Origin of the sequence: Marinoscillum pacificum, from assembly GCF_024714495.1 — a bacterium.
In the GTDB taxonomy this organism is placed as follows: Bacteria; Bacteroidota; Bacteroidia; order Cytophagales; family Cyclobacteriaceae; genus Marinoscillum; species Marinoscillum pacificum.
Genome location: NZ_JAMZMJ010000012.1, coordinates 135861 through 158924 on the forward strand (window position 1 = coordinate 135861; position 23064 = coordinate 158924).

The window sequence follows — 23064 nt, forward strand, 5'->3', positions numbered from 1 at the left end:
ATGATGAGTGAAGAGTTAATCAATGCGAGAGCCATTTTAGAAGGGAGCATCATACGGTCAGCGCAGTGTTTTTCAGAGATGATCAATAGTCGCGTGCATATAGAAGATTTATCCATTGTTTTTGACTCAACTATGCTGAACCTCTCTAGTCAGAATCAAGGCGAAGGTTCTGTGTTATTGAAAACAGAAATAGTAGGTGCTATTGGGGGCATCAATTATGCCATTTATGGAAAAGAGGAGGTCAAATTACTTTGTGGGCAAGTGCTGGATGGTAATTTGGAAAAGACTCAATACTATGAGTTCATGATTGGTTTTCTAAAAGAGGTGGAGAATGTTCTGGCTGCTGCTATGGTTACCGAGATTGCCAACCATTTGGACGAGCCAATATTCGGAGATGTGCCAAAAATTGAGGCAGTCAGTGCAGATGGAGTCATGGAAATCATTGAAAGAGAGACAGGAACATTGAATCCAAATACGGTGATTTCTTGTGGGTTTAGTATTCCTTCTGTCAATATCTCTCCTAAAATTTTGTGGTTTTTCAATGATTCGCTGGTTGATGCAATAGTCAAAAAGAAAACTAAAAAAGTGGCCTGATGGGAAGTTTAGCCATTAGCGAGGAGGAAGTGAAGTCATTGATGACCGCAATGAAAAAGCGGTATGATCTGGATTTTACAAACTATGAGACAAGTTCGCTCTGTAGAGGAGTAACACGACTGATGGCGAAGCATAAGATTTCTGCACCATTAGACTTGTGGTCGAGAGTATTGAATGATGATGATTTCTTTCTCAATAGCATTGATGACCTTATGATCAACCTGACAGAATTGTTTCGGAATCCTGAAGCTTGGGTGGGTGTTCGTAAAAGTATACTCGAAAACCTAAAGTATAAGCAAAACTTGAAAGTGTGGCATGCAGGATGCTCTACAGGAGAAGAGGTTTATACCATGGCGATGATATTGGATGATTGTGGACTACTCGATAGGAGTGATATTTTGGCTACAGACCTAAGTAAGAAAGCTCTAGCACAAGCACAGAGTGGAGAGTATTCAATTCAATTAATGAATAAGTATGCAAAGTCCTTCAAGAAGTTCTTTCCGAAGAGGATTTTAGAGGATTTTTTTGATTTAGACACTGATATAGCGACCATCAAACCTAGATATAAGAGGAATGTCACATATCAGCAGCACAACCTGGTGAGTTGTGACATGACAGACAAATTCGACATTATTTTTTGCCGGAATGTACTGATCTATTTTGACGGGGTGTTAAAACAACGAATTATCAATTTTTTGGAAAGTTGTTTGACTGAAGACGGGTATTTAGTTCTTGGCTTTTACGATACCATCCCTCAGCGAGTTTTAGAGGTGTTTGATGTGAAGGATCAAAGCTCTAGAATCTATAAAAAGAAGGTTAAAGAAATAATTAAAGCAATATGAAAAAGTCTGCGCTTATCATCGATGACTCGGCCTACGCGCGTAAGGTCATTGGTATGGCTCTAAATAAAGCAGGATATGAGGATATCGTTTTCGCGGAAACAGGCGAAGAGGCGATTGATGCAGCTATTCGATTAAACCCTGATTTTATCACCTTGGATAATGTATTGCCCGACATGCTTGGTCTGGATATTTTGAAAGTAATCAAAGAAGAGGAGTTAAAGGCAGATGTTCTGATTATCAGCGCTATAGGCCAGCAGAGTGCTGTAGAAGATGGCTTGAAATTAGGGGCATTTAAATACATCGTTAAACCATTTACCCTGGATGATGTGATGGCGGCTCTTACTGAGCTGGCAACCAAAAAAGTACAACTATCTATTCAATCATAACTAAATATTAAGCAAATGGAAGTATTAATCGTAGAAGACTCGGTATACATGAGAGCAGTCATACGCACTGTAGTTACCAAATATGGTATGACCGTAGTGGGAGAAGCTAAAAACGGTGTTGAAGCTATTGATATGGCGTTGGAGCTTAATCCAGATTTAATAACCGTGGACAATGTGCTGCCAGATATGTTGGGGCTGGACATCTTGAAATCATTACAAGAAGAAAATCTTAAGGCAAAAAAGATAATGATAAGTGCTGTTGGAGATAAAATTACTCAATCAAAAGCTGCTAAGCTTGGAGCACTAGCCTATATCGTTAAGCCTTTTGAACCCAAGCAATTAACCATGATATTGGACGAGATATTCAGTCACTCTTTGCGCAAATATGCCTAAACTGAAAAGTTAGAAAAGCTATTCTTGAAGATCTAGTAACGCTGTTCTATGCGGATAGCATATTGAAAAAATGGTGTGCTTTTCAGTAATGGTTTTTACTGTTTCAGGATTCTTTTGACGATTTGAGAATTGTTGCCATTAAAGGTGAGCACAAATGTGCCGTGCTTGTCTTGCAGGCTGGAATTAATTATTTCTTCTGCTTCTTTGCCAATTCTATTGGTTTCTCTGCGGATTACTTTTCCTTCAATGTCACTCAGAGTAAAGCTTCTATAACCACTACCTAAAATTTTTATGGGACCAGTTGTTGGGTTTGGATATACTTCTAGATTGGATTGGGTTGAATTCTTGGTTAAAACGATTGGCCCAAAGACTTCAGAGTTGCCATCAAAATCTACCTGTGTTATTTGATAATAACTATCCTCCTGAAAAGAGAAATCTGTAATGGAATAGGAAGTGGTTTCATCTGTCGTGCCTTTTCCTGCAACGATACCAATTGTTTCCCAGGTGTCACCAGTCGTCATTTTTTGCACATCGAAAAAGTTATTGTCCCATTCTTTGGAGGTGGTCCAGGACAAGCAAGCATTTTGATTGTCTTCCTTCGCATTAAATTCAAGCATGACCACAGGTAATGGAGTACAGCCGTCACCACAACAACCTGTTTCACAGTCTGCTGCGGTTCCATCTGCGATGGTCACGGTTCCTCCGTTGTAGTTAAAAGTTCCTGATTCTAATGTGCCTGTATCTGATACATTGGTTGTGCCTGTATTATTGTTATTATATTCACCAGCAACCTGCAAATGGCCATCCACATCAGTATCACCCGGTCCAAGAGGTAAGAAAAGGAAGCCATCACCTCCGTTGTTATAATTTCCACCCACAATGAAAGAGCCATTCGGGCCAACATATACATGAGCAGTTGCAAGTAAAGAGCCAACATTGACATCATTCGTGACCATCACAACGCCAAAAATGTCCACATCATCATAGATATTAAAATCACCATCTATATAGAGAGTGTCGCCCTCGGGGATAATTAAGGTAGATACACCAATACTTAGGTCGCCTTGATTGATGTCTACTGAGTAGTTGCATCGGCCATCGATAGTACGAGATGAATTTCTGAATTGAGTTGTGCTAGGACACGTCTGTCCAAAAAGTGGCATAGCGCTAACAATTGTTAACACTATAAAAAGACCAAAGGCATTCATTGCGATGATTGTATAGTTTCAAAAAAACTGCTAAAGTGATAGTATAAAAATAGCGATCACACAATCATTATGCTTGAGTAGAAAACCTAATAACAGCTTATAGGTGAGTTGCTTATCGTGTTAGGTGTTTGACCAAGACGGTATGAATAAAAAATCACTTTTATCTTATTAATTTTTTATTAGACGTTCTGTTAATCTTCCCTTGGAACCATAGAATGTAATGATGAAAAGTCCTTTTTTGTTGTCCAATACTTCGTTGATAATTTTCTGAGCATCTTTTCCCATTCTATTGGACTCTTCGCAGATTATACTCCCTTTGGAATCATGAATGGAAAAGCCGGTATAGCCTTTTCCGTTCACCTGTACCTTTCCGTAAGTTGGGTTTGGATAAATAGTAATCACCGGAATGCCAGTATCCGCTGCGGTAATAGATAATGGGCCGAAAATTTCTGTGGTGCCGTCAAAGTCAACCTGTATAATCCGGTAATAGGAGTCTTCTGTAAACGAATGATCATAGAAAGTATATGAATTTTGTAGTTCTGTTGTCCCATTTCCTGTTACCCATCCGATCGCTTTGAATTCAGAGTCAGAAAAAGACATTTTTTGTACTTCAAAGTAGTCATTGTCTAGTTCTTCGGTAGTTGTCCAGCTAAGCAATGCACCAAATTCATCGGATGAAACTTTAAATTCTAACAAAGTAACAGGCAACGTAGTGCAGTCACCACAACAACCATTTGTGGCACAATCTGTGTCTCCTGATGCTACATTTACATCACCTCCTACATTTGTAAAACTTCCTGTTTGAAGTGATCCAGATTCTCCTACATTCACGGTGCCATTTGCCAAGTTTGTGAAATCTCCATCTACTATCATGGTGCCGTCTACAGAGGAGGTACCAGAAAAAACCAGTCCTCCATTATAGTAATCACCCTGAACGTGTACATAACCTCCATCTGCTATATAAACACTGGCGCCCAGGTTTACAAGCATGGTTCCGGTTACGATCATGGTCCCGTAAACATTGATTATATCGGCCACTTCAAAGTTGTCATTTATGTTCAGGGTGGCTCCTGCTTCAATTGTTAATGTTTGAATTCCAAGGTTAAATCCTTGAGTGACTAATCCTCCATTAGAATAACTACATGACCCTGTAGCTGAAGTGATCGTGGCATTACTGTCTAGATCCCCAGGACATTGGGCATAGGAGGATGAAACAAGAAGACATAATGAGAGTGCTGTAAAAATTACTTTAATAGAAGGCATACTGGCGATGATTGATTATTCAAAACCATCTACAGTTGGGCGGGACTATAAAACTAGGTAAATACTGATGTTTAGAAAATAAGTAAATTACCTATTTGACTCATTGTCATTGATTTATTGTAGGGTGAAAGACTAGAATAGTCTTCCCATTTGCTCTGGAGGGATCTTACCAAGATGCTGATAAGCTCTTTCGGTTGCCTGTCTTCCTCTGGTGGTACGTTTGATGTAGCCTTCCATAATAAGGAAAGGTTCATAGACTTCCTCAATCGTTTCTGCTTCTTCCCCACAAGCTGTTGCAATAGTCGACAAACCTACAGGCCCACCTTTAAACTTTTCAATAATCGTTGCCAGGATTCTGTTATCCATTTCATCTAAGCCATGATCATCCACATCAAGTGCATTCAATGCCATTTTAGCAATATCTAAAGTAATGGCTCCATCGCCTTTGATTTGGGCAAAGTCCCTTGTACGTCTTAATAAATTGTTACAGATACGTGGGGTCCCACGACTTCTTCTGGCAATCTCATAAGCAGCTTCCTGATCTATTGGCGTTCCTAAAATATCAGAAGACCTTCCCACGATAGACGTAAGAAGTTTTGCATCATAGTACTCTAATCTCGAATTAATTCCGAATCGTGCTCGAAGTGGAGATGTCAATAACCCAGATCGCGTCGTTGCCCCAATTAAAGTAAACGGCTCCAAACCAATTTGAACAGATCGAGCGTTCGGCCCACTATCCAGCATGATGTCAATTCGGTAATCCTCCATTGCGGAGTATAAGTACTCTTCCACCACAGGATTGAGACGATGGATCTCATCGATGAATAAGACATCATGTGGTTCAAGGTTAGTAAGCAAGCCTGCAAGTTCACTGGCCTTATCTAGCACTGGTCCGGAAGTTACTTTGATTCCTGTGCCAAGCTCGTTGGCTATGATGTGAGAGAGAGTTGTTTTACCAAGTCCGGGAGGTCCATGGAGTAATACGTGATCAAGAGGCTCTTCTCGAAGCTTAGCAGCCTCTACAAAAACCTTCAAGTTTTCTACTACTTTGTCCTGACCAGCAAAGTCTCCAAAAGAGAGCGGTCTTAGAGCTTTTTCAAACTCTTTTTCTGAAGAATTCATGTCTTCGGAATCGCCTCTTAGGTAGTCTTCTCTCATAGATTGTTTTTGAATAGCGACAAAGATAATAGTAATGGAGCTTAGTAGTAAGCTATGGATTAATATTGCATAAATTATCTGGAGATGAACAGGAAAATGATTTTTCGAGGGATCGTCCTCATTGTGGTGATTGGAGCAGCATATCGATTGTTTACAAGTCAACCAGAGTACACGCTGACACATGTGACTGGCTTGACAATGGGAACCATCCAGTACAATGTGAAATATCTTGGTGAGGATGTGCCCAATTACAAGGCAGAGTTTGATTCCATTCTGGTTGCATTCAACCAATCACTTTCCACCTACATTCCTTCTTCAGAAATTTCTACATTGAATCAAACGGGGATATTATCAAGCCCTTCCAAGATGTTCATGGATGTGCTGGACAAAAGCAAGGTCATCTATGAAACTACTGACGGTGCTTTTGACCCGACGGTCGGCCCATTAGTTTCCGCCTGGGGGTTCGGTGCTGACAAAAAGCCAACCATTCCTGATAGTGCTTCAGTGGATTCCCTAATGTTGAATATTGGGTTTTCTAAAATCAGGTTGGATCAACCTATTCGTATGGATTCTGCGATGTATTTGGACTTCAGTGCCATTGCCAAAGGCTATGCGGTTGATTTACTTGCAGAGTATTTGGAAGGCAAAGGATTTACCAATTATATGGTAGAAATAGGAGGAGAAGTTCGTGCCCAGGGTTCTAATGAGCAAGGTGAGGTTTGGAAAATAGGAATTGAAGATCCTATGGTGGCAATAGACGAACGAAAACTATTAGCCATTGTTCAGTTGAAAGATTTGAGTATGGCTACTTCTGGTAACTATAGAAGTTATTATAAATTGGGTGATCGAACTATTGCACATACTATTGATCCGAGAACAGGATATAATACCAATCATAGATTGCTAAGTGCTTCTGTTTTCGCAAAGGACTGTATGACTGCAGATGCATATGCAACGGCCTTTATGGTGCTTGGTGTGGAAGGGGCTAAACAAGTAATGGAAAGTTCAAGCCTGGAAGGGTTTCTGATTTACCAGACGGAAAATGGCGATTTGCAAAGTTTTGTTTCAGCGGGAATTAGACCGTTGATGGAAATGAATAAATTGGAAGGAAATTGAATTATTTGCCACTAAATTGCATTTACTCTCAGAAGCACTAGTAATAGTGTTGTGACCTAAACCTATTTTTTCGAGATCATTTCATGCTTTTAATCATATTGGTACTATTTGGGTCTGCTATAATTGGTGGATTGGCAGAGCGTTTTATTGCTTTCAAATCTGGAGGGATTAAGCATTCTCTCATTTTCGCGGGCTCATTTTTATTTTCCATCACCATAATTCATATTCTTCCTGAGATCTTCAGTTTGGGTGACAACCCAATGAAGTTGGGTTTATTCATATTGCTGGGTTTCTTTTTCCAGCAGCTATTGGAGTACTTCACTTCTGGTGTGGAGCATGGACATGCACATGTGCATGATCATATTTCTGGTGTTAGCCGGTTTGGGCTGGTAATTGCTTTGATGATTCATTCCTTTTTAGAGGGAGCATTATTAACGCATGATTCCCCTTTTCATGAGCAGCACGAGTCATATTCTTTGCTTATCGGGATCGTTTTGCATAAAGTACCAGCTGCATTTGCATTGACAACTACCCTCAAAGGAGGAGGAAAGTTCACGACCCAAGTTTGGGTAATACTATTGCTTTTTGCGGTTTCTTCTCCAATTGGATTGTTGCTAAGTCAACATTTAATCGTGTTGTCATCAGATCATATGCTCACATTGTTTGCATTTGTTTCAGGTGGGTTTCTTCATATTTCAACTACCATTTTCGTGGAGTCCAGTCCAAACCATCGTTTCGCCATTAGGAAATTTTTGGTCAGCCTTTTAGGTGCAGCTATTGCTATTGCCACCGAGCTCTTCATTTAAGAATGTTCTGTCAATTACGTTAGTTATAATAACATGTTGGGGATGTATTTTGGTTGACAAACTTATCTTTTGTGTATATTTTGCTAATTTGATATATTTATGCTAATTAAGTATATCTTCAGAAGATGCAAGACCCAAAGTGCCCCAAATGCGAGTCAGAAAATTATTCCAAAGCCGGTGTAATTAAGAATAGGCAACGATTTAAGTGTAAAAACTGTGGCTATTTTTTTACTGTTTCAAAGTTAGGTAAGGAGATCGACAGCTATTATGTTATCAAAGCATTGCAGCTGCATATAGAAGGAGTAAGTTATCGGGAGATCGAGCGCATTCTTGGAGTTAGTCATGTTTCCGTAATGAATTGGGTAAAAAAATATGGTGTTAAGGCTCCCAGGAATTATCAATACAGACCTACCTATAAAGTTGTTACACACAGCGAATTGCTGGATTATTTGTCAGATCCCAAGCGTATGAAAGAGTCAGGTATGATGCTCACCGAACTTGGTGATAAATACATGATGATCAAGTGGGAGCGATTTAAGGATTAGTATACTCTTAGCAGAAGAATACATCGTTTTACGAATTGTATTGTAAAATTTTCAAATTGGAGTACTTCGAAGTGCTAAAAATTGATAAAAACACAATGCAGTACCCAAAATTCTAAAATGATGAAAAAACTCGTTCTTTGGGTTGCCTTTGCGCTGTTGGTAATTACAGTTAAGGCACAAAAAGACCCTGATTCAACCTACCCCGTGTCCAAGTATGAGCCTTTAACGCTCAAAATATCTGATGATGGTTCAAAGTACATCAGATTCATCTTGTGGCATCAGCAGTGGTTACAGACGAACAATCTGGCCAATGAGAACACAAATCTTCAGCTAAATTCAATGGTTAGAAGATCCAGATTACTGGCATTTGCACAAGTATCTCCACGTTTTTTAGTACTCACCCATTTTGGGCTTAATAATCTTACAGCTGATAATCTTTCATCGCTTGGAAACAATGGTGATGGTGCGCAGATATTCCTTCATGGTGCATGGACTGAGTTTAAGCTCTCAAATAACAATACTATTTTCTTGGGCGGAGGATTGCATTATTGGAAAGGGCTAACTCGACTATCTAATCAAAGCACTCTGAATTTTATGACCATGGATAACCCAAGGCCATTTGTGCATTGGCATTCTTTGGGTATCACGGATCAGTTTGCAAGGCATATTGGATTTTATGTAAAAGGTCAGGTTGGTAAGTTTGACTATCGTTTAGCATTCAATAATCCTCTAAACCCCGCAAATGCACTAGGAGCGGGCGTGGATTTCGGAGGTCAAAGTGATTTAACCTATACTGGCTCAGCGACTTCAGATGCTAACGGCGATGAAGTGGGCAATGCGGTGATTGAAGGATACTTCAGGTATCAGGTTTTTGACACGGAGTCCACCAAGCTTCCTTATCAGGTTGGTACTTATATGGGAGCTAAAAAGGTGTTAGGGATTGGGCTTGGTTTCTTTGCTCATCCTAATGGGATGTATAATGCTACTACAGCTGAGCATACTGGAATCTTCCATGCAGCAGCAGATGTTTTTCTAGACATGCCTGTAGGTGATGGAAATGGCATCAACGCCTATGCTTCATTCATCAATTTCAATTATGGTGATAACTACATGTCTCGATGGGCAGGTACGGGAACCAACTTGTATAGCCACTTTGGCTACTACTTGGGGTCAGCTAAAATCATGCCTTATGTTGCTTATCAGACAGGATCATATGATGCGTTTGATGATAGCTTAAATGCCTTTGATTTGGGAGTGAACTACTATGTGTTAGGTCATAATGCTAAAGTAACTCTCGAATATCATGCAGTAATGAACAATCCTCTGGAAGGAGGAGTGGATGCTAATGGCGACCCAATTGGCGTGCAACAATTAAGATTACAACTTCACATTTTCTTATAGAAATAAATAATCTGAACTATGGATAAAAGTCAACGAAAACTGTATTGGCAGCGAAACCTCAAGTATCTCATGATACTTCTAGTAATCTGGTTTGCGGTGTCTTATGGAGCAGGAATCATGTTTGCAGATGCGCTTAACAGCATTAGGCTTGGTGGTTTCAAACTAGGTTTCTGGTTTGCACAGCAAGGTTCCATTTATGCATTCGTGATACTCATCTTCGTGTATGTGCGACTGATGAATAAGCTCGATAAAGAATTTGATGTAGACGAAAAATAGCAACTCAAAAAAGAATTTAATCATGGATGTACAAACCTGGACATTTATACTAGTAGGGGGAACATTTGCACTCTACATTGGAATTGCGATCTGGTCGAGGGCTGGATCAACAAAAGAATTTTATGTGGCAGGTGGTGGAGTGCCACCGCTGGCTAATGGAATGGCAACAGCTGCCGACTGGATGTCTGCTGCCTCGTTTATTTCCATGGCAGGTCTCATTTCATTTATGGGTTATGATGGGGCTGTCTATCTCATGGGGTGGACGGGAGGATACGTGCTCTTGGCACTGTTGCTTGCTCCATACCTGAGAAAATTTGGAAAGTTCACTGTTCCTGATTTTATAGGTGATAGATATTACTCCAATACTGCGAGAACCGTTGCGGTTCTTTGCGCGATCATCGTTTCATTCACTTATGTGGCAGGTCAGATGAGGGGTGTAGGTGTGGTATTTAGTAGATTCCTTGAAGTAGACATTAATGTTGGTGTTTATATTGGGATGGCGCTGGTGTTCTTCTATGCTGTATTAGGTGGTATGAAAGGTATTACCTATACCCAAGTAGCACAATACTGTGTGTTGATTTTCGCTTTCATGGTTCCTGCTTTCTTTATCTCCTTCCAATTAACAGGGAATTTCATTCCTCAGTTGGGTTTTGGAAGTGAAATGAGTGATGGTACATATCTTTTGGATAAGTTAGATCAACTGCACAAAGAACTTGGCTTTGCTGAGTATACTAGCGGATCTAAGTCTAAATTGGATGTATTTGCAATCACACTTGCTTTGATGGTGGGTACTGCAGGGCTTCCTCACGTAATCGTAAGATTCTTCACGGTTCCTAAAGTAAAAGATGCTAGAATCTCTGCCGGATATGCGTTGATCTTGATCGCTATTCTTTATACGACTGCTCCAGCAATTGGTGCATTTGCCAGAACTAACCTGATCACTACAGTTTCTGATAAGGAATACTCTGCCATGCCAGAGTGGTTCAGTAATTGGGAGAAAACAGGTCTGATCACTTATGAGGATAAGAATAAGGACGGAATCATTCAGTATGTTGGTGATAAAGAAGCTAATGAATTGACTATCGATAGAGATATCATGGTGTTGGCCAATCCAGAAATCGCTCAGTTGCCGAATTGGGTAATTGCTTTGGTTGCAGCTGGTGGTCTTGCAGCGGCATTGTCAACAGCAGCAGGGTTGCTTTTGGTGATCTCTACCAGTGTTGCTCATGATTTGATTAAGAAACAAATCAAGCCAGACATTTCAGAGAAGCAAGAGTTGCTTTGGGCACGAATCGGAGCAGCAGTGGCTGTTGTAGTTGCAGGATATTTTGGTATCAATCCTCCGGGATTTGTAGCAGCCGTGGTTGCCTTAGCCTTTGGGCTTGCAGCTGCATCTTTCTTCCCGGCCATTATCCTTGGAATATTCGATAAGCGAATGAACAAGCAAGGAGCTATTAGTGGCATGGTTGTGGGCATCACATTGATGTTGTTTTACATGATCAAGTACAAGCTTGGTGGCTTTGGCGGAGGTACTGCTGAAGACTGGTGGTTTGGAATTTCCCCAGAGGGCTTCGGTACCATTGCGATGTTGGTAAATGTAGTGGTGAGTGTAGTGGTCTCCAGGATGACTCCTGAAACACCTGAGGATGTACAGGAAATGGTGGAAAGTATTCGTTACCCACGCGGTGCAGGTGAAGCGCACTCTCACTAGTTAAAAATCCATGAAGGGATTCCTTGAATCTGCTAACCTAAAGGGCTAACTTATGAGGATGAAATCAAAGTTAGGGATGGGTTTAATTGCTGTCTTCGGTTTGTTAGTAATGTTGTTAAACCAACCTTTTCTCAGCATACCTCAGGGGCAGGTTTCTGGAATTCCTTCTATACTTATTTATCTGCTGACCATATGGTTGATGGTCATCGGAACTATGGTTTGGTTATCAAAACGTGCAGGTGATCAATGAACTACTGGTTGATCATATCGATTTCAATTGTTTATTTAGGGCTACTTTCACTGGTAGCCTATTTTGCCGATAAACGGGCAAAGACTGGGAAAGCCATTCAGGGGAACCCATATGTCTACGCACTATCTCTTGCTGTTTACTGTACGGCCTGGACCTATTATGGTAGTGTGGGAAAAGCTGCTTCTGATGGGTTGTCTTTCTTAGCCACCTATATTGGACCTGTGCTTGGTATGCCGCTATGGCTATTTCTGATTATCAGAATTGTAAAAATTTCTAATGCGCTAAGAATTAATACGCTGGCTGATTTTATCGCTACCCGATTTGGTAAAAGCACCACTTTAAGTATTCTAGTGACTATCATGTGTATATTAGGGGTTGTACCCTATGTCTCTATTCAGCTAAAAGCCATTGATAGTTCAATTAAAGTGCTTTCACCAGATGCTGACCAATTACTGCTTTTTGATTCCGCTTTACTGGTTGTTATTTTATTAATAGCGTTTATTCTGGTATTCACTTTTAGAACTGTCGATAGTACTAAAAAACATCATGGATTAGTATCGGCTATCGCTTTGGAGTCAGTGGTCAAGCTTGTTGCTTTTCTTTTGGTTGGTGGGTTTATTACATACGGTATGTTTGATGGTTTTGGAGATATTTTCAATAGAATCTCTTCTGAAAACCTGACTAAATATAGTACTCTGGAAGATTCCAGTTTCCCGGTATTGTTGTTTTTATCTTTTTCGGCGGTCTTTTTTTTGCCTCGACAGTTTCATGTAACCATTGCCGAAAATACCTCACCTGAAAATATAAAAACTGCCATCTGGCTGTTCCCTTCTTATTTATTGGCTATCAATTTATTTGTCATCCCAGTGGCAATTGGAGGAGAGTATTTGCTTTCAGGAAATGTTGATCCGGATATGTATTTGATAGAGCTACCATTGCTGGCAGGCAATCAGGTTCTGGCAATGATAACCTACATTGGAGGGTTTTCTGCTGCCACCGGCATGATTATCGTTTCAACCATAGCCATTAGCATGATGGCGAGTAATAATCTCGTGATTCCACTGATCATCAAAGGCTACAATCCCAGTAAAATCAATGAGCGGAAAGCTCTTTTAATTCGAAGGATTTCAGTGGTGGTAGTATTGCTTGGATCGTATTTGTATTTTGAGTTTGTCTCCAATGAGTTTCCAATTGTTGCTATTGGATTAATTTCATTTGCGGCAGTAGCTCAGTTTACGCCAGTCGTATTGGCGTCATTGTTTTGGAAAGAAGTCACACGGCAAGGAGCAATTTTCTCTTTACTGGCTGGTTTCGCTATATGGTTTTATACGTTGGTGGTTCCCGGAATGGTAAAAGTAGGTCTTTTGCCATTGGAATTGGTTAGTTCTGGACCGTTTGGAGTAGAATGGTTAAACCCTACCTCACTTTTTGGAATTCAACTTTCAGATCCGATAGTACATGGAACGTTTTGGTCCTTATTTTTCAATATCGGGTTCTTGATTTTGGGAACATTATTTTACGATCAATCGGGTAAAGAGCGAAACTTTGCTGACTTCTATACGGAGTATTACAAGTACCACGATCAGAGCAATCGCCTGGTGTGGAAAGGAACCATGATTCAGCGAGACTTGAAACGAGTGATGGAAAATATACTTGGTAAAGGCATCGCCACACTAGAAATCAATTCTTTCAAGAAAGCAACAGGAATATCATTAGATGAAAATGATGAGGTTAATCCGCAGTTTGTAACTCATGCCGAAAAATTATTGACAGGTGCAATTGGGGCGTCTTCAGCCCGAATGTTGATCGCTTCTATTTCTAAGGAAGAAGATATCGAGCTATCTGATGTAGTAGCGCTGTTGCGCGAGAAAAAGGAAATAAGTAAGCTCAATGAACTGCTCAGCAGTAAGTCCAGTGAATTGAAGAAGAAAGCAGATGAATTGGCAACAGCAAATTCGAGGTTGCAAAATCTCGATGTAGAAAAGGATGATTTCATCTCTACAGTGACACATGAGATGAGAACCCCTCTTACTTCCATTCGTGCGATGACAGAAATCATTCATGACAATCCTGATCTAACTGATGAGGAGAGGAAGCGTTTTCTGGCAACTGTAGTAGATGAAACGGATCGCATGACTCGTCTAATTAATCAAGTATTGGACTTGGAGAAGTTAGAGTCCGGTCAACTTGATCTCAACCTGGAGAAGTTGGATCTCTGTGAATTAGCCAGGGAAGTGATTGACTCATTTGAAGGACAGCTAAAGTCGAGAGATCTAAATATTGAGTTGAAATGCGGAGCCACTTATTTTATCAACGGAGATTATGATCGGTTGACTCAGGTTCTTAATAACTTGATCTCAAACGCTATTAAATATTCTTCAGATAATTCTACTATTGAGGTGCTCATTGAAGGAGAGCAGGAGGTCATGATTTCTGTTAAGGATCATGGTAAGGGAATAGAGTCAGAGAATATTGATCGTATTTTTGATAAATTTTTTCAGGCAAGGGATCAAACACGCAAAAAACCAAAAGGTACAGGTCTAGGATTGTCCATAACCAAGCGAATTGTGAACATGCATGAAGGTGAAATCTCGGTGAGGAGTGTAGTGGATAGTGGTTCCACTTTCATTTTTACTTTGCCAAGATTTAAGGAAGAATTGGAAATAATAAATGAATAGAGATTAATGTCAAGCAAGGTGTTGATAGTAGATGATGAGCCGAATATTTTGATGTCATTAGAGTTTTTGCTCAAAAAGAGTGGCTATCAGGTATTTATCGCCAGAGATGGAAGAGAAGCTCTTGGTATAATAGATGAAGAGGTGCCAGACATTATACTTCTGGATGTCATGATGCCGGAGGTAGATGGGTATGAAGTTTGTCAAAAAGTTAAGAACAATGCTCAGACATCTCATGTCAAGATTATTTTCTTAAGTGCTAAAACAAAGAAAGAAGATATCGATAAAGGTTATGAAATGGGGGCTGATCTATATATCACTAAGCCATTTAGTACAAGATATTTGATTTCTCAAGTTGATACGTTTAGAAACAAATAGGAGTAAAAAGAACAATAAACTCGATAATGCTGAGAGAAGTTTAGAAGTGTAATTGAATTAAGATTTAATAGATTTTTATTGTAAATAACCCATAATTATGAGTCATAAAATACAAACCTTAAGCGGTTATATTCATGAGTACCAAAAGAGTGTTTTGCAGCCAGAAGTTTTCTGGAGCCAAATAGCGGATTCATTCCACTGGAAGAAGCGTTGGGACAAGGTTCTGGATTGGAATTTTGATGGTCCGGATGTGAAATGGTTTGTAAATGGTAAAATGAATATTACCGAAAATATTCTCGATCGCCACCTATTCATTATGGGAGATAGGCCGGCGATTATTTGGGAGCCTAATGAGCCGGGAGATGATACTGTCACGCTTACTTATCGAGAGCTTTATGAAAAAGTATGTGAGTTTTCCAATGCCATGAAAGCTCAAGGTATTAAGAAAGGTGATCGTGTGATTATCTATATGCCGATGGTGCCGGAAGCAGCAGTTGCTATGCTAGCATGTGCTCGAATTGGAGCGGTACACTCCATCGTATTTGCAGGTTTTTCCTCTAGTTCTTTGGCTGATAGAATCAATGATTGTGATGCTAAAATGGTCTTGACTTCTGATGGTAATTTCCGTGGTGCAAAGAGTATAGATGTAAAAGGAGTTGTAGATGAGGCCCTGGAAAGTTGCAGTACAGTGGAAAAAGTAATAGTGGTAGAGCGTACCAAAACGGATGTGACCATGGTGGAAGGTAGAGATATCTGGTGGCATGACGCCATACAAGGCCAGTCCAGAGAATGTCCTGCTGAAGAAATGGATTCAGAAGATATGCTGTTCATTCTCTATACTTCTGGTTCTACTGGTAAACCAAAAGGAGTGGTACATACCTGTGGTGGATACATGATCTATACTTACTACTCTTTCTTAAATGTGTTTCAATACAATTCAGGAGATGTGTACTGGTGTACCGCCGATGTGGGTTGGATTACTGGTCATTCTTATATTGTATATGGCCCGCTTTTAGCCGGAGCCACAACGGTCATGTTTGAGGGTGTCCCTACCTACCCACATGCTGGGAGGTTCTGGGAAATTGTAGATAAATATAAAGTCAATCAATTCTATACGGCACCAACAGCCATTAGGGCCTTGCAGGCTTATGGTTTAGAGCCGATTGAGCCTTATGACCTTACATCACTGAAGGTGATCGGCTCGGTAGGTGAGCCTATCAACGAAGAAGCTTGGCACTGGTATCATGATCACATCGGGAAAGGAAACTGTCCTTTAGTGGATACCTGGTGGCAAACAGAGACCGGAGGAATAATGATTTCTTCTCTTGCAGGAGTAGTTCCTAATAAGCCAGCTCACGCCGGTATGCCATTGCCAGGGGTACAGCCAGTGATTGTGGATGCAGATGGTAATGAACTGAAGGGTAATAATGTGCAGGGTAATCTTTGCATTAAGTTCCCTTGGCCATCAATGCTGAGAACAACTTATGGGGATCATGAGCGATGCAAACAAACATATTTCTCTACCTACAAGGGAATGTATTTCACTGGTGATGGAGCGAAGCGTGATCATGACGGCTACCTCCGAATTTTAGGAAGAGTAGATGATGTAATCAACGTTTCTGGCCATAGAATGGGAACTGCAGAGGTTGAAAACGCTATCAACGAACACCCAAAAGTTGTAGAGTCTGCAGTAGTTGGATATCCACATGAAGTGAAAGGTCAAGGTATCTACGCGTATGTCATTTGTGATATGGAAGGTAGAACGGAAGAGAACTTAAAAAATGAGATTCGTGAGACGGTTAGTAAAATCATCGGCCCAATTGCGAAACCAGATAAAGTGCAGATAGTGCCAGGCTTACCAAAAACGCGTTCTGGTAAAATCATGCGTCGTATCTTGAGAAAAGTAGCTTCCGGTGAAGCAGATCAACTTGGAGATACTTCTACGTTGCTTAACCCTGAAGTGGTTGAGGCAATTATAGCTGGAGCTGAAGTTTAAACTATAATTCAAATGCGGGGCAGGCCCCGCATTTTTTATATGTCCAATCTAATAACCGATCGAGTTGCCTATTTTTTGAAGGATCACGCTCCTTTTAGCTTCATTCCTAATGAGGAACTGCAGAAAGTGGTGAGTTCTTTTAAGGTGAAATATTATCAAAAAGGTCAGCTGCTGTTTGAGCAAGGTCAGTTAAACTCAGGTTTTGCTTTTGTATTGCGAAAGGGCAATGTGCTTTTGTTGCAGCGCTCAGAAACTGAATCGACATTAGTAGATCAGTGTGAGCCTGGTGATGTTTTTGGTGTTCGTTCTATTCTGTCTGGAAACAACTATGTGATGAGTGCTGAAGCGGCGGAGGATAGCCTGGTTTATTTGATTCCCAAGGAGCAATTCGATGAGCTGTTGAATACCTATCAACGATTTGCTTTGTTTTTTGCTTCTGGTTATGCGGCAGGCCAAGCCTTGGCCAGGACAAAATCCTCGAATTCTAGTCTGTCTCTGACGATTCCTGAAGAGAATAAACTGTCATTTTCAAAAGAAGTACTGACTTGTAAGCCAGAAACGACCATTCAGGAAGCTGCTAAATTAATGGCAGCTAAAAATGTTGGGTCAGTAGTAGTTGTTGATAAAAAAGACGGGCTGCTCGGGATTATTACGGATCGAGATCTTCGAGTAAAGGTGATTGCTCAGGGCTTGGATTTTAGTTTATCGGTAGATCAAATCATGTCTTCACCTGTGATTTCATTACCTGATACATCAACGGTAACGGAAGTGCAGATGAAAATGATTGATGCTTCTGTGCATCATGTCATATTAACCAAAGGTACAACTACTCAGCTTGCGGGAATCGTATCTGATCACGATGTGTTAATCTCACAGCTAAACCACCCATCGGCTATTATCAAAGCTTTAAAGCATTCAGATAGTCCTGAAGAGTGGAAGGAGTTGCGTCAAAAAGCAGAAGAAATGCTTCGATTGTTTATTGAGCAGGATGTATCTATGGAGTTACTGGCTCGTCTTATTTCCAAAATAAATGACGTAATCATTCAAAAAGCAATCGATTTACATGTAGAAGAATTGGGGCTGGAAGGTGTTGAGTTTGCATGGATTAGTCTGGGTAGTGAGGGAAGAGAAGAGCAAATGCTCAGGACGGATCAAGATAATGCCATTGTATATGCTGATTCCAATATAAATGAAGCGAAGAAGGCGAAACTTCATGAGTTGGCAGAGCGGGTCAACAGCACGCTCGAGATGTGTGGATTTGAAAAGTGTCCTGCTGAGATCATGGCTCGGAATCCAAAATGGTGTCAGTCATTGGATCAGTGGAAATCCTATTTTGATGATTGGGTGATAAATCCTGATCCAAAGTTCGTCATGCATTGCACCATATTTTTCGACTTTAGATTGGTCGGTGGATCTAAAAGGCTAGTTGAAGATCTTCAACAATATTTGTTTGGCTTGTTGAAATCGAACGGAAATTTTATTGGTCATCTGGCTAAAAACGCCACTCAGAACCCACCACCTTTGAGTTTCTTCAAGAATCTGATAGTGGAGCGATCTGGAGAGCATGAGGACCGATTTGATATCAAGCGCCGAGCGATGATGCCACTAGTAGATGCTGCAAGGGTTTTGGCTTTGGAGCATCGATTGACAGATAAAAACACCATCGAACGATACAAGCAGTTAATTGTGTTGGAACCAAATCATCAAGAGCTGATGGAGGAGGCCCATCAGGCGTATGGATTGTTAATGAAATACCGAACACGTGAAGGATTGGCCAAAAATAATTCTGGTAGATATGTAGAAATTAGCAAGCTGAATAAGCTTGAAAAGCAGATTCTGAAAAATGCATTTCAGCCGATTAAGGAGCTTCAGGAATTATTGGAAGTGAGGTTTAAACTAGTGTATTTCAATTGAGTTGGTTTCGAAGAGCAGTTTCCCCTTCTTTTATAAAGGAGTACAATCACCTTGATTTCAATGTCTGGAATAAGCAATCATTGCAAGCTAGTGAGTTTGTGATTATTGACGCTGAAACAACTGGCCTAGGCAAGAAAGATCAGATTATCACCATTGGTGCAATGGTGATGAAAGGTTATGAAATTGATCTACGCATTTTGTTAGATCAAACCTATTCACATGAAAAGGGTACTGATGCTGCAGAGATTCATGGTGAACTGCCTCAAGTCAGTAAGAAAGAAAAAAAAGTATTAATTGAGGAGCTGCTGGATTTTGTAGGAAATCGAGTCATTGTTGGGCATCACATATCTTTTGATGTCTCTAAGGTCAATCAGCTGATTTCGAGTGTTTATAAAGGGTTTAAATTGAAAAACCAGGTAATCGATACCGCTCAATTATTGTATCGATTCAACAGAGATCGCTATGACAATCAGGTAGGAGGTAAGAGTAATCTGCAATTGGATATAGCCTGTCAGGATTATGGGATTCCTATAGAAAATCGTCATACTGCGCTTGGGGATGCGTATATGACTGCTCAACTGTTAATGCACCTCTTGTCCTTAGCCACAGAGAAAAGAATTTCTACACTTTCAGAATTGTTTTAGGGATAACCAACGATCTTGCTGTCCAATGGGTCTATTAGGTATGAAAAAACTAGTCTTTGTCTTTTTTGTTGGTTTGGTCATCTCTTCCTGTGATTTGGGAGAAGATTGTAGTGTGGTTTGTGTGCCGGGAGCTCCCGAGTTTGTACTTCAGATTACCCCAGGCGAAGAGCTAGATAGTTCTTTTTTACAGTATGAAGATTGGGCGATTTTCGATCCGAGTGAAGAAGTGAAAGTTCGATTAAATGAAGATCCTGGTTTTCAGGCTAATGGCGCTCTATTCATGGATGTGCTGTTAAATGATAGTTCTATACTGGTGTATGGAGGAGGAGTTACGTGGAATCATCGGTCAAATGAAGAAACTTATATGGTCATTGATTACGGCAATGAAGTGAAGGATACTTTTGATATATCTCTAGAGATTATCAGCAGCGAATGCTGTTCTGCTTATAATGTGTCGGGGCTTGCAATTGATGGTGAGAGTTTAGAAAGGGATAGTGTTAGATCCTTTTACCAGTATGTGTTAAAGGAGTAATCTAAAATTCGCTGACTTTAGAAATTGGGCCGTTCCCTAGAGTGAAATAGTTATCTGCTAAAAAGTAATTGTGTTCCTTTTGAGAAGAGGATAGTTTCATCTCCCAAAAACACAATTATGAAACAAAACAACACATTTTCTATTGCCATCATATTGATATGTTCAGTATGGTTGGCTTACTCATGTTCACAGGATGGTTCTGAGAGTATCACGGAGCCTATGATAGCTCTGGAGTCTAACGATGATCTTCAAAATGACCCGTTAAACTTAATGATTGCCGAATATTTGGGGCACGACCCAGAGCAAAGTGTTACACTTCTAGAGGAAGTAGAGCCATGGCTCAATGAAAGCATTACATTGGAGGACTCTACTGCTGCAGCTGTACTGCCGACAATTTTAGGAGCTAAGGCGGTTGGTTTTTACACTTATGAGGAGTTAACCGATGGTTGGAAACAATATTTATTAGTTGCTAATCACGCAGGTTATTTGTCTGTTTTAGAAGGAAATCTTTTAGAGTTAGACGGAGTGGAGTATGAAATCGATCTGCAGAAGGGAAAGAAGAAGCCTAAAAAGCCTAAGCATCCGAAGCCTGAAAAAGAAGATTTTGGTTCTAGGAAGGGGTGTAATGTCTTTGAGTGTACTAAAAATAATAACTTTTGTATAAGTGTCGCTCATATTCCTTGTGGAGGAGCAAAGTCGAATTGTACTACTGATTCGGATTGTCGAGGGCAAACGCAAGGTGCCGATGCCGATGATGTGAGAGGTGGAATTATAGATAAAGGATATTAATAATGGGGCTCACGCCAAGAGGCGTGAGCTTTTACTTACTTCTCAAATTTGGTAAGTAAGGTATATCCACTAAGCTTCCCTTTCTTGTCGTAATTTTCAGTTTTCACGTTCCCAATACCTTCAGCAATCCAGCTCGTAGAGGAGAATGTCATTTCGCGTTTCATACCCATAATTTCCATTTCAGAGATACTTGTTTGACTTATTTTAAAGGTGTCAAAACTGCCTGCTGGTGTAGTTAACGACTCTTGACCCTCTACTTTTCGATTGGTAAATGTCAAATTCATTATCATGTTGATGGCTCCTTCGCCCATTTTAATGGTTATTTTGCCATTCCCGTCAGGTAGATTTTGACCTACACTCAATTCGTTAGGAAATTCTAAAAAGTCGCCTTCTACGATTACTTCCATATTTTCGTAGTTATTAAGCATTTCATCTGGAATGAATTGCTCAATGTCCATCTTGATGGTGCCATTCTCGCAGATTACCTCATAATCACCTTCGGTGATTAAATCTCCTTTTTTATCGTAGATTTTATTCGAAACAAGAGCTTTGCTGTCAGATGTGGAGGTGACCACACTGCTTGTTTTGCCTTCTTCTTTTCCTTTGGCGTTGTAGGATGTCTGTTCGAAAGATACTCCATCGGATAATGGGAAATAGGCATTATCACATTGGGCATTGATGGTAAATGCGGCAAATAATACAGCTGTTGCGGTGAGTAATTTTTTCATAGTTTATATTGTTTGAGTATCACCAAAGTAGTAAATAATCATGAATAAACTGTATTATCCCAATGTATGTAGTAAAAGAAAACCCTGACGATTCGCATGTCGCGAATGACAGGGTTATCGAATATAGAAACTCAGAACATGACGTGTTTCAGTCAAGATTTTTATGTTCTGTTTAACATTGGTTTTAAAATTGAGCAGTTTCCGTGCTGCCTTCCATCGCTACAGTTGACGCTTTGCCTTGCTGTACGGTGTTTTGAATCGCATCAAAATACCCTGTTCCAACAAATGCCTGGTGCTTCACTGCTTTGAATCCTTGATCCAGCAATGCAAACTCGCGCTCCTGTAGCTCGGAGTATCCAGCCATGCCGCGCTCTTTGTAAGCTTTAGATAGCTCAAACATAGAGGTGTTCAGCGCATGGAATCCTGCCAGCGTAATGAACTGGAACTTGTAGCCCATATCCGCTAGATTCTCTCTGAAGGTTAACATTTCAGACCTGGTCAAATGTGCTGCCCAGTTAAATGATGGCGAACAATTGTAAGCCAACATCTGATCAGGGAATTCTGCCTTGATTCCTTGCGCAAACTCTCTTGCCAATCCCAGGTCTGGATTAGATGTTTCCATCCACAACAGATCGGAGTATGGCGCATAAGACAGTCCCCTGGCAATACCAGCTTCAACACCATTACTTACTTCATAGAATCCTTCAGAGGTTCTTTTGCCTGTAATAAATCGGTGATCTCTTTCATCAATATCGGAAGTGATTAATGTAGCCGCATCAGCATCGGTTCTTGCAATCAATAGCGTTGGAGTGTCCAATACATCAGCTGCAAGTCTGGCTGCTACTAGTTTGTTAATCGCTTCCTGAGTAGGTACCAATACCTTGCCGCCAAGATGGCCACATTTTTTAGCAGAACTTAACTGATCTTCGAAGTGAACGCCGGCGGCTCCTGCCTCAATCATCGCTTTCATTAATTCGAAGGCATTCAGGTTTCCACCGAATCCAGCTTCTGCATCAGCAATAATTGGAGCTAACCAGTCTGCTGAAGTTTCACCGCCCAGAGATTCTATTTGATCTCTTCTGAGCAATGCATTATTGATCCTTTTAACAACATTGGGGACCGAATCTGCAGGGTACAATGATTGATCGGGGTACATTGCGCCTGCGAGGTTTGCATCCGCAGCTACTTGCCAGCCACTTAGATAGATGGCTTCAAGTCCGGCAGCCACTTCTTGTACGGCCTGGTTGCCAGTAAGTGCGCCTAGTCCTGCGACGAAAGACTTGTTGTTCAGTTTATCCCACAGTTTTTGAGAGGTCAATTTGGCAATAGTGTGCTCAATAGTGACCGAACCTTGTAGGTTGACAACTTCTTCCGCGGTGTATGGTCTTGTTACGTTTTTCCACCGTGGATTTTCTTTCCAGTCTTTCTCGATTTTTGCGATTCGTTCGGTTTTCATGTT

Annotated in this window: 23 protein-coding genes; 18 read left to right on the forward strand and 5 right to left on the reverse strand. The window is 40.6% G+C overall.

Features of this window, described 5'->3' with window-relative positions:
* The 4 genes from NXS00_RS21425 to NXS00_RS21440 are packed head-to-tail and all read left to right on the forward strand — an operon-like array spanning window position 1 to window position 2215.
* The gene (locus tag NXS00_RS21425) at window positions 1–594 is read left to right on the forward strand and encodes a hypothetical protein (protein ID WP_258101324.1); all 594 of its coding nucleotides are present in this window, start codon (window positions 1–3) and stop codon (window positions 592–594) included.
* Window positions 594–1436: a CheR family methyltransferase gene (locus NXS00_RS21430; RefSeq protein ID WP_258101325.1), complete on the forward strand. Its 843-nt coding sequence runs from the start codon at window positions 594–596 to the stop codon at window positions 1434–1436. Before NXS00_RS21425 ends, NXS00_RS21430 begins: the two co-directional genes overlap by 1 nt.
* The gene (locus NXS00_RS21435; RefSeq protein WP_258101326.1) at window positions 1433–1822 is read left to right on the forward strand and encodes a response regulator; all 390 of its coding nucleotides are present in this window, start codon (window positions 1433–1435) and stop codon (window positions 1820–1822) included. Before NXS00_RS21430 ends, NXS00_RS21435 begins: the two co-directional genes overlap by 4 nt.
* A gap of 15 nt (window positions 1823–1837) precedes the next feature.
* Window positions 1838–2215, forward strand: a complete 378-nt coding sequence (locus NXS00_RS21440) for a response regulator (RefSeq protein WP_258101327.1) — start codon at window positions 1838–1840, stop codon at window positions 2213–2215.
* Between the two features lie 95 nt (window positions 2216–2310).
* Here the strand turns inward: NXS00_RS21440 and NXS00_RS21445 are convergent, their stop codons facing one another.
* From NXS00_RS21445 to ruvB, 3 genes are all read right to left on the reverse strand, one after another.
* The gene (locus tag NXS00_RS21445) at window positions 2311–3378 is read right to left on the reverse strand and encodes a T9SS type A sorting domain-containing protein (RefSeq protein ID WP_258101328.1); all 1068 of its coding nucleotides are present in this window, start codon (window positions 3376–3378) and stop codon (window positions 2311–2313) included.
* Window positions 3379–3591: 213 nt separating this feature from the next.
* Window positions 3592–4686 carry a T9SS type A sorting domain-containing protein gene (locus tag NXS00_RS21450; RefSeq protein ID WP_258101329.1) on the reverse strand — a complete coding sequence of 365 codons (1095 nt, stop codon included), beginning with the start codon at window positions 4684–4686 and terminating at the stop codon, window positions 3592–3594.
* 132 nt (window positions 4687–4818) lie between these two features.
* Window positions 4819–5844 carry a Holliday junction branch migration DNA helicase RuvB gene (gene ruvB, locus NXS00_RS21455; protein ID WP_258101330.1) on the reverse strand — a complete coding sequence of 342 codons (1026 nt, stop codon included), beginning with the start codon at window positions 5842–5844 and terminating at the stop codon, window positions 4819–4821.
* Between the two features lie 84 nt (window positions 5845–5928).
* On the opposite strand from ruvB, the gene NXS00_RS21460 reads away from it, so the two are divergent.
* The 14 genes from NXS00_RS21460 (at window position 5929) to NXS00_RS21525 (ending at window position 20877) form a co-directional block, all read left to right on the forward strand.
* The gene (locus NXS00_RS21460) at window positions 5929–6960 is read left to right on the forward strand and encodes an FAD:protein FMN transferase (protein ID WP_258101331.1); all 1032 of its coding nucleotides are present in this window, start codon (window positions 5929–5931) and stop codon (window positions 6958–6960) included.
* An 83-nt stretch (window positions 6961–7043) separates the two neighbouring features.
* Window positions 7044–7766, forward strand: a complete 723-nt coding sequence (locus tag NXS00_RS21465) for a ZIP family metal transporter (RefSeq protein ID WP_258101332.1) — start codon at window positions 7044–7046, stop codon at window positions 7764–7766.
* 125 nt (window positions 7767–7891) lie between these two features.
* The gene (locus NXS00_RS21470) at window positions 7892–8311 is read left to right on the forward strand and encodes an IS1/IS1595 family N-terminal zinc-binding domain-containing protein (protein ID WP_258101333.1); all 420 of its coding nucleotides are present in this window, start codon (window positions 7892–7894) and stop codon (window positions 8309–8311) included.
* Window positions 8312–8428: 117 nt separating this feature from the next.
* Window positions 8429–9712, forward strand: coding sequence for a hypothetical protein (locus NXS00_RS21475; RefSeq protein ID WP_258101334.1), 1284 nt, complete (start codon window positions 8429–8431; stop codon window positions 9710–9712).
* An 18-nt stretch (window positions 9713–9730) separates the two neighbouring features.
* Window positions 9731–9988 (forward strand): DUF4212 domain-containing protein, encoded by a 258-nt coding sequence (locus NXS00_RS21480; protein WP_258101335.1) that lies wholly within the window; start codon window positions 9731–9733, stop codon window positions 9986–9988.
* Between the two features lie 22 nt (window positions 9989–10010).
* Window positions 10011–11699, forward strand: a complete 1689-nt coding sequence (locus NXS00_RS21485) for a sodium:solute symporter family protein (RefSeq protein ID WP_258101336.1) — start codon at window positions 10011–10013, stop codon at window positions 11697–11699.
* A 58-nt stretch (window positions 11700–11757) separates the two neighbouring features.
* Window positions 11758–11949 (forward strand): hypothetical protein, encoded by a 192-nt coding sequence (locus NXS00_RS21490; protein WP_258101337.1) that lies wholly within the window; start codon window positions 11758–11760, stop codon window positions 11947–11949.
* The gene (locus tag NXS00_RS21495) at window positions 11946–14627 is read left to right on the forward strand and encodes a sensor histidine kinase (protein ID WP_258101338.1); all 2682 of its coding nucleotides are present in this window, start codon (window positions 11946–11948) and stop codon (window positions 14625–14627) included. The genes NXS00_RS21490 and NXS00_RS21495 overlap by 4 nt, the downstream gene beginning before the upstream one ends.
* A gap of 6 nt (window positions 14628–14633) precedes the next feature.
* Entirely contained in the window at window positions 14634–15002 is a 369-nt protein-coding gene (locus NXS00_RS21500) for a response regulator (RefSeq protein WP_258101339.1), read from the forward strand.
* A gap of 97 nt (window positions 15003–15099) precedes the next feature.
* The gene (gene acs / locus NXS00_RS21505) at window positions 15100–16998 is read left to right on the forward strand and encodes an acetate--CoA ligase (protein ID WP_258101340.1); all 1899 of its coding nucleotides are present in this window, start codon (window positions 15100–15102) and stop codon (window positions 16996–16998) included.
* Window positions 16999–17037: 39 nt separating this feature from the next.
* The gene (locus NXS00_RS21510) at window positions 17038–18912 is read left to right on the forward strand and encodes a DUF294 nucleotidyltransferase-like domain-containing protein (RefSeq protein WP_258101341.1); all 1875 of its coding nucleotides are present in this window, start codon (window positions 17038–17040) and stop codon (window positions 18910–18912) included.
* Window positions 18909–19556, forward strand: coding sequence for a 3'-5' exonuclease (locus tag NXS00_RS21515; RefSeq protein WP_258101342.1), 648 nt, complete (start codon window positions 18909–18911; stop codon window positions 19554–19556). The genes NXS00_RS21510 and NXS00_RS21515 overlap by 4 nt, the downstream gene beginning before the upstream one ends.
* 40 nt (window positions 19557–19596) lie before the next feature.
* Window positions 19597–20088: a hypothetical protein gene (locus tag NXS00_RS21520; RefSeq protein WP_258101343.1), complete on the forward strand. Its 492-nt coding sequence runs from the start codon at window positions 19597–19599 to the stop codon at window positions 20086–20088.
* Window positions 20089–20205: 117 nt separating this feature from the next.
* Window positions 20206–20877, forward strand: coding sequence for a hypothetical protein (locus NXS00_RS21525; protein WP_258101344.1), 672 nt, complete (start codon window positions 20206–20208; stop codon window positions 20875–20877).
* Window positions 20878–20912: 35 nt separating this feature from the next.
* On the opposite strand, the gene NXS00_RS21530 is transcribed toward NXS00_RS21525, so the two are convergent.
* Window positions 20913–21605 carry a TapB family protein gene (locus NXS00_RS21530; RefSeq protein ID WP_258101345.1) on the reverse strand — a complete coding sequence of 231 codons (693 nt, stop codon included), beginning with the start codon at window positions 21603–21605 and terminating at the stop codon, window positions 20913–20915.
* 184 nt (window positions 21606–21789) lie between these two features.
* The gene (aceA, locus tag NXS00_RS21535; RefSeq protein WP_258101346.1) at window positions 21790–23061 is read right to left on the reverse strand and encodes an isocitrate lyase; all 1272 of its coding nucleotides are present in this window, start codon (window positions 23059–23061) and stop codon (window positions 21790–21792) included.
* Window positions 23062–23064: the final 3 nt, after the last annotated feature.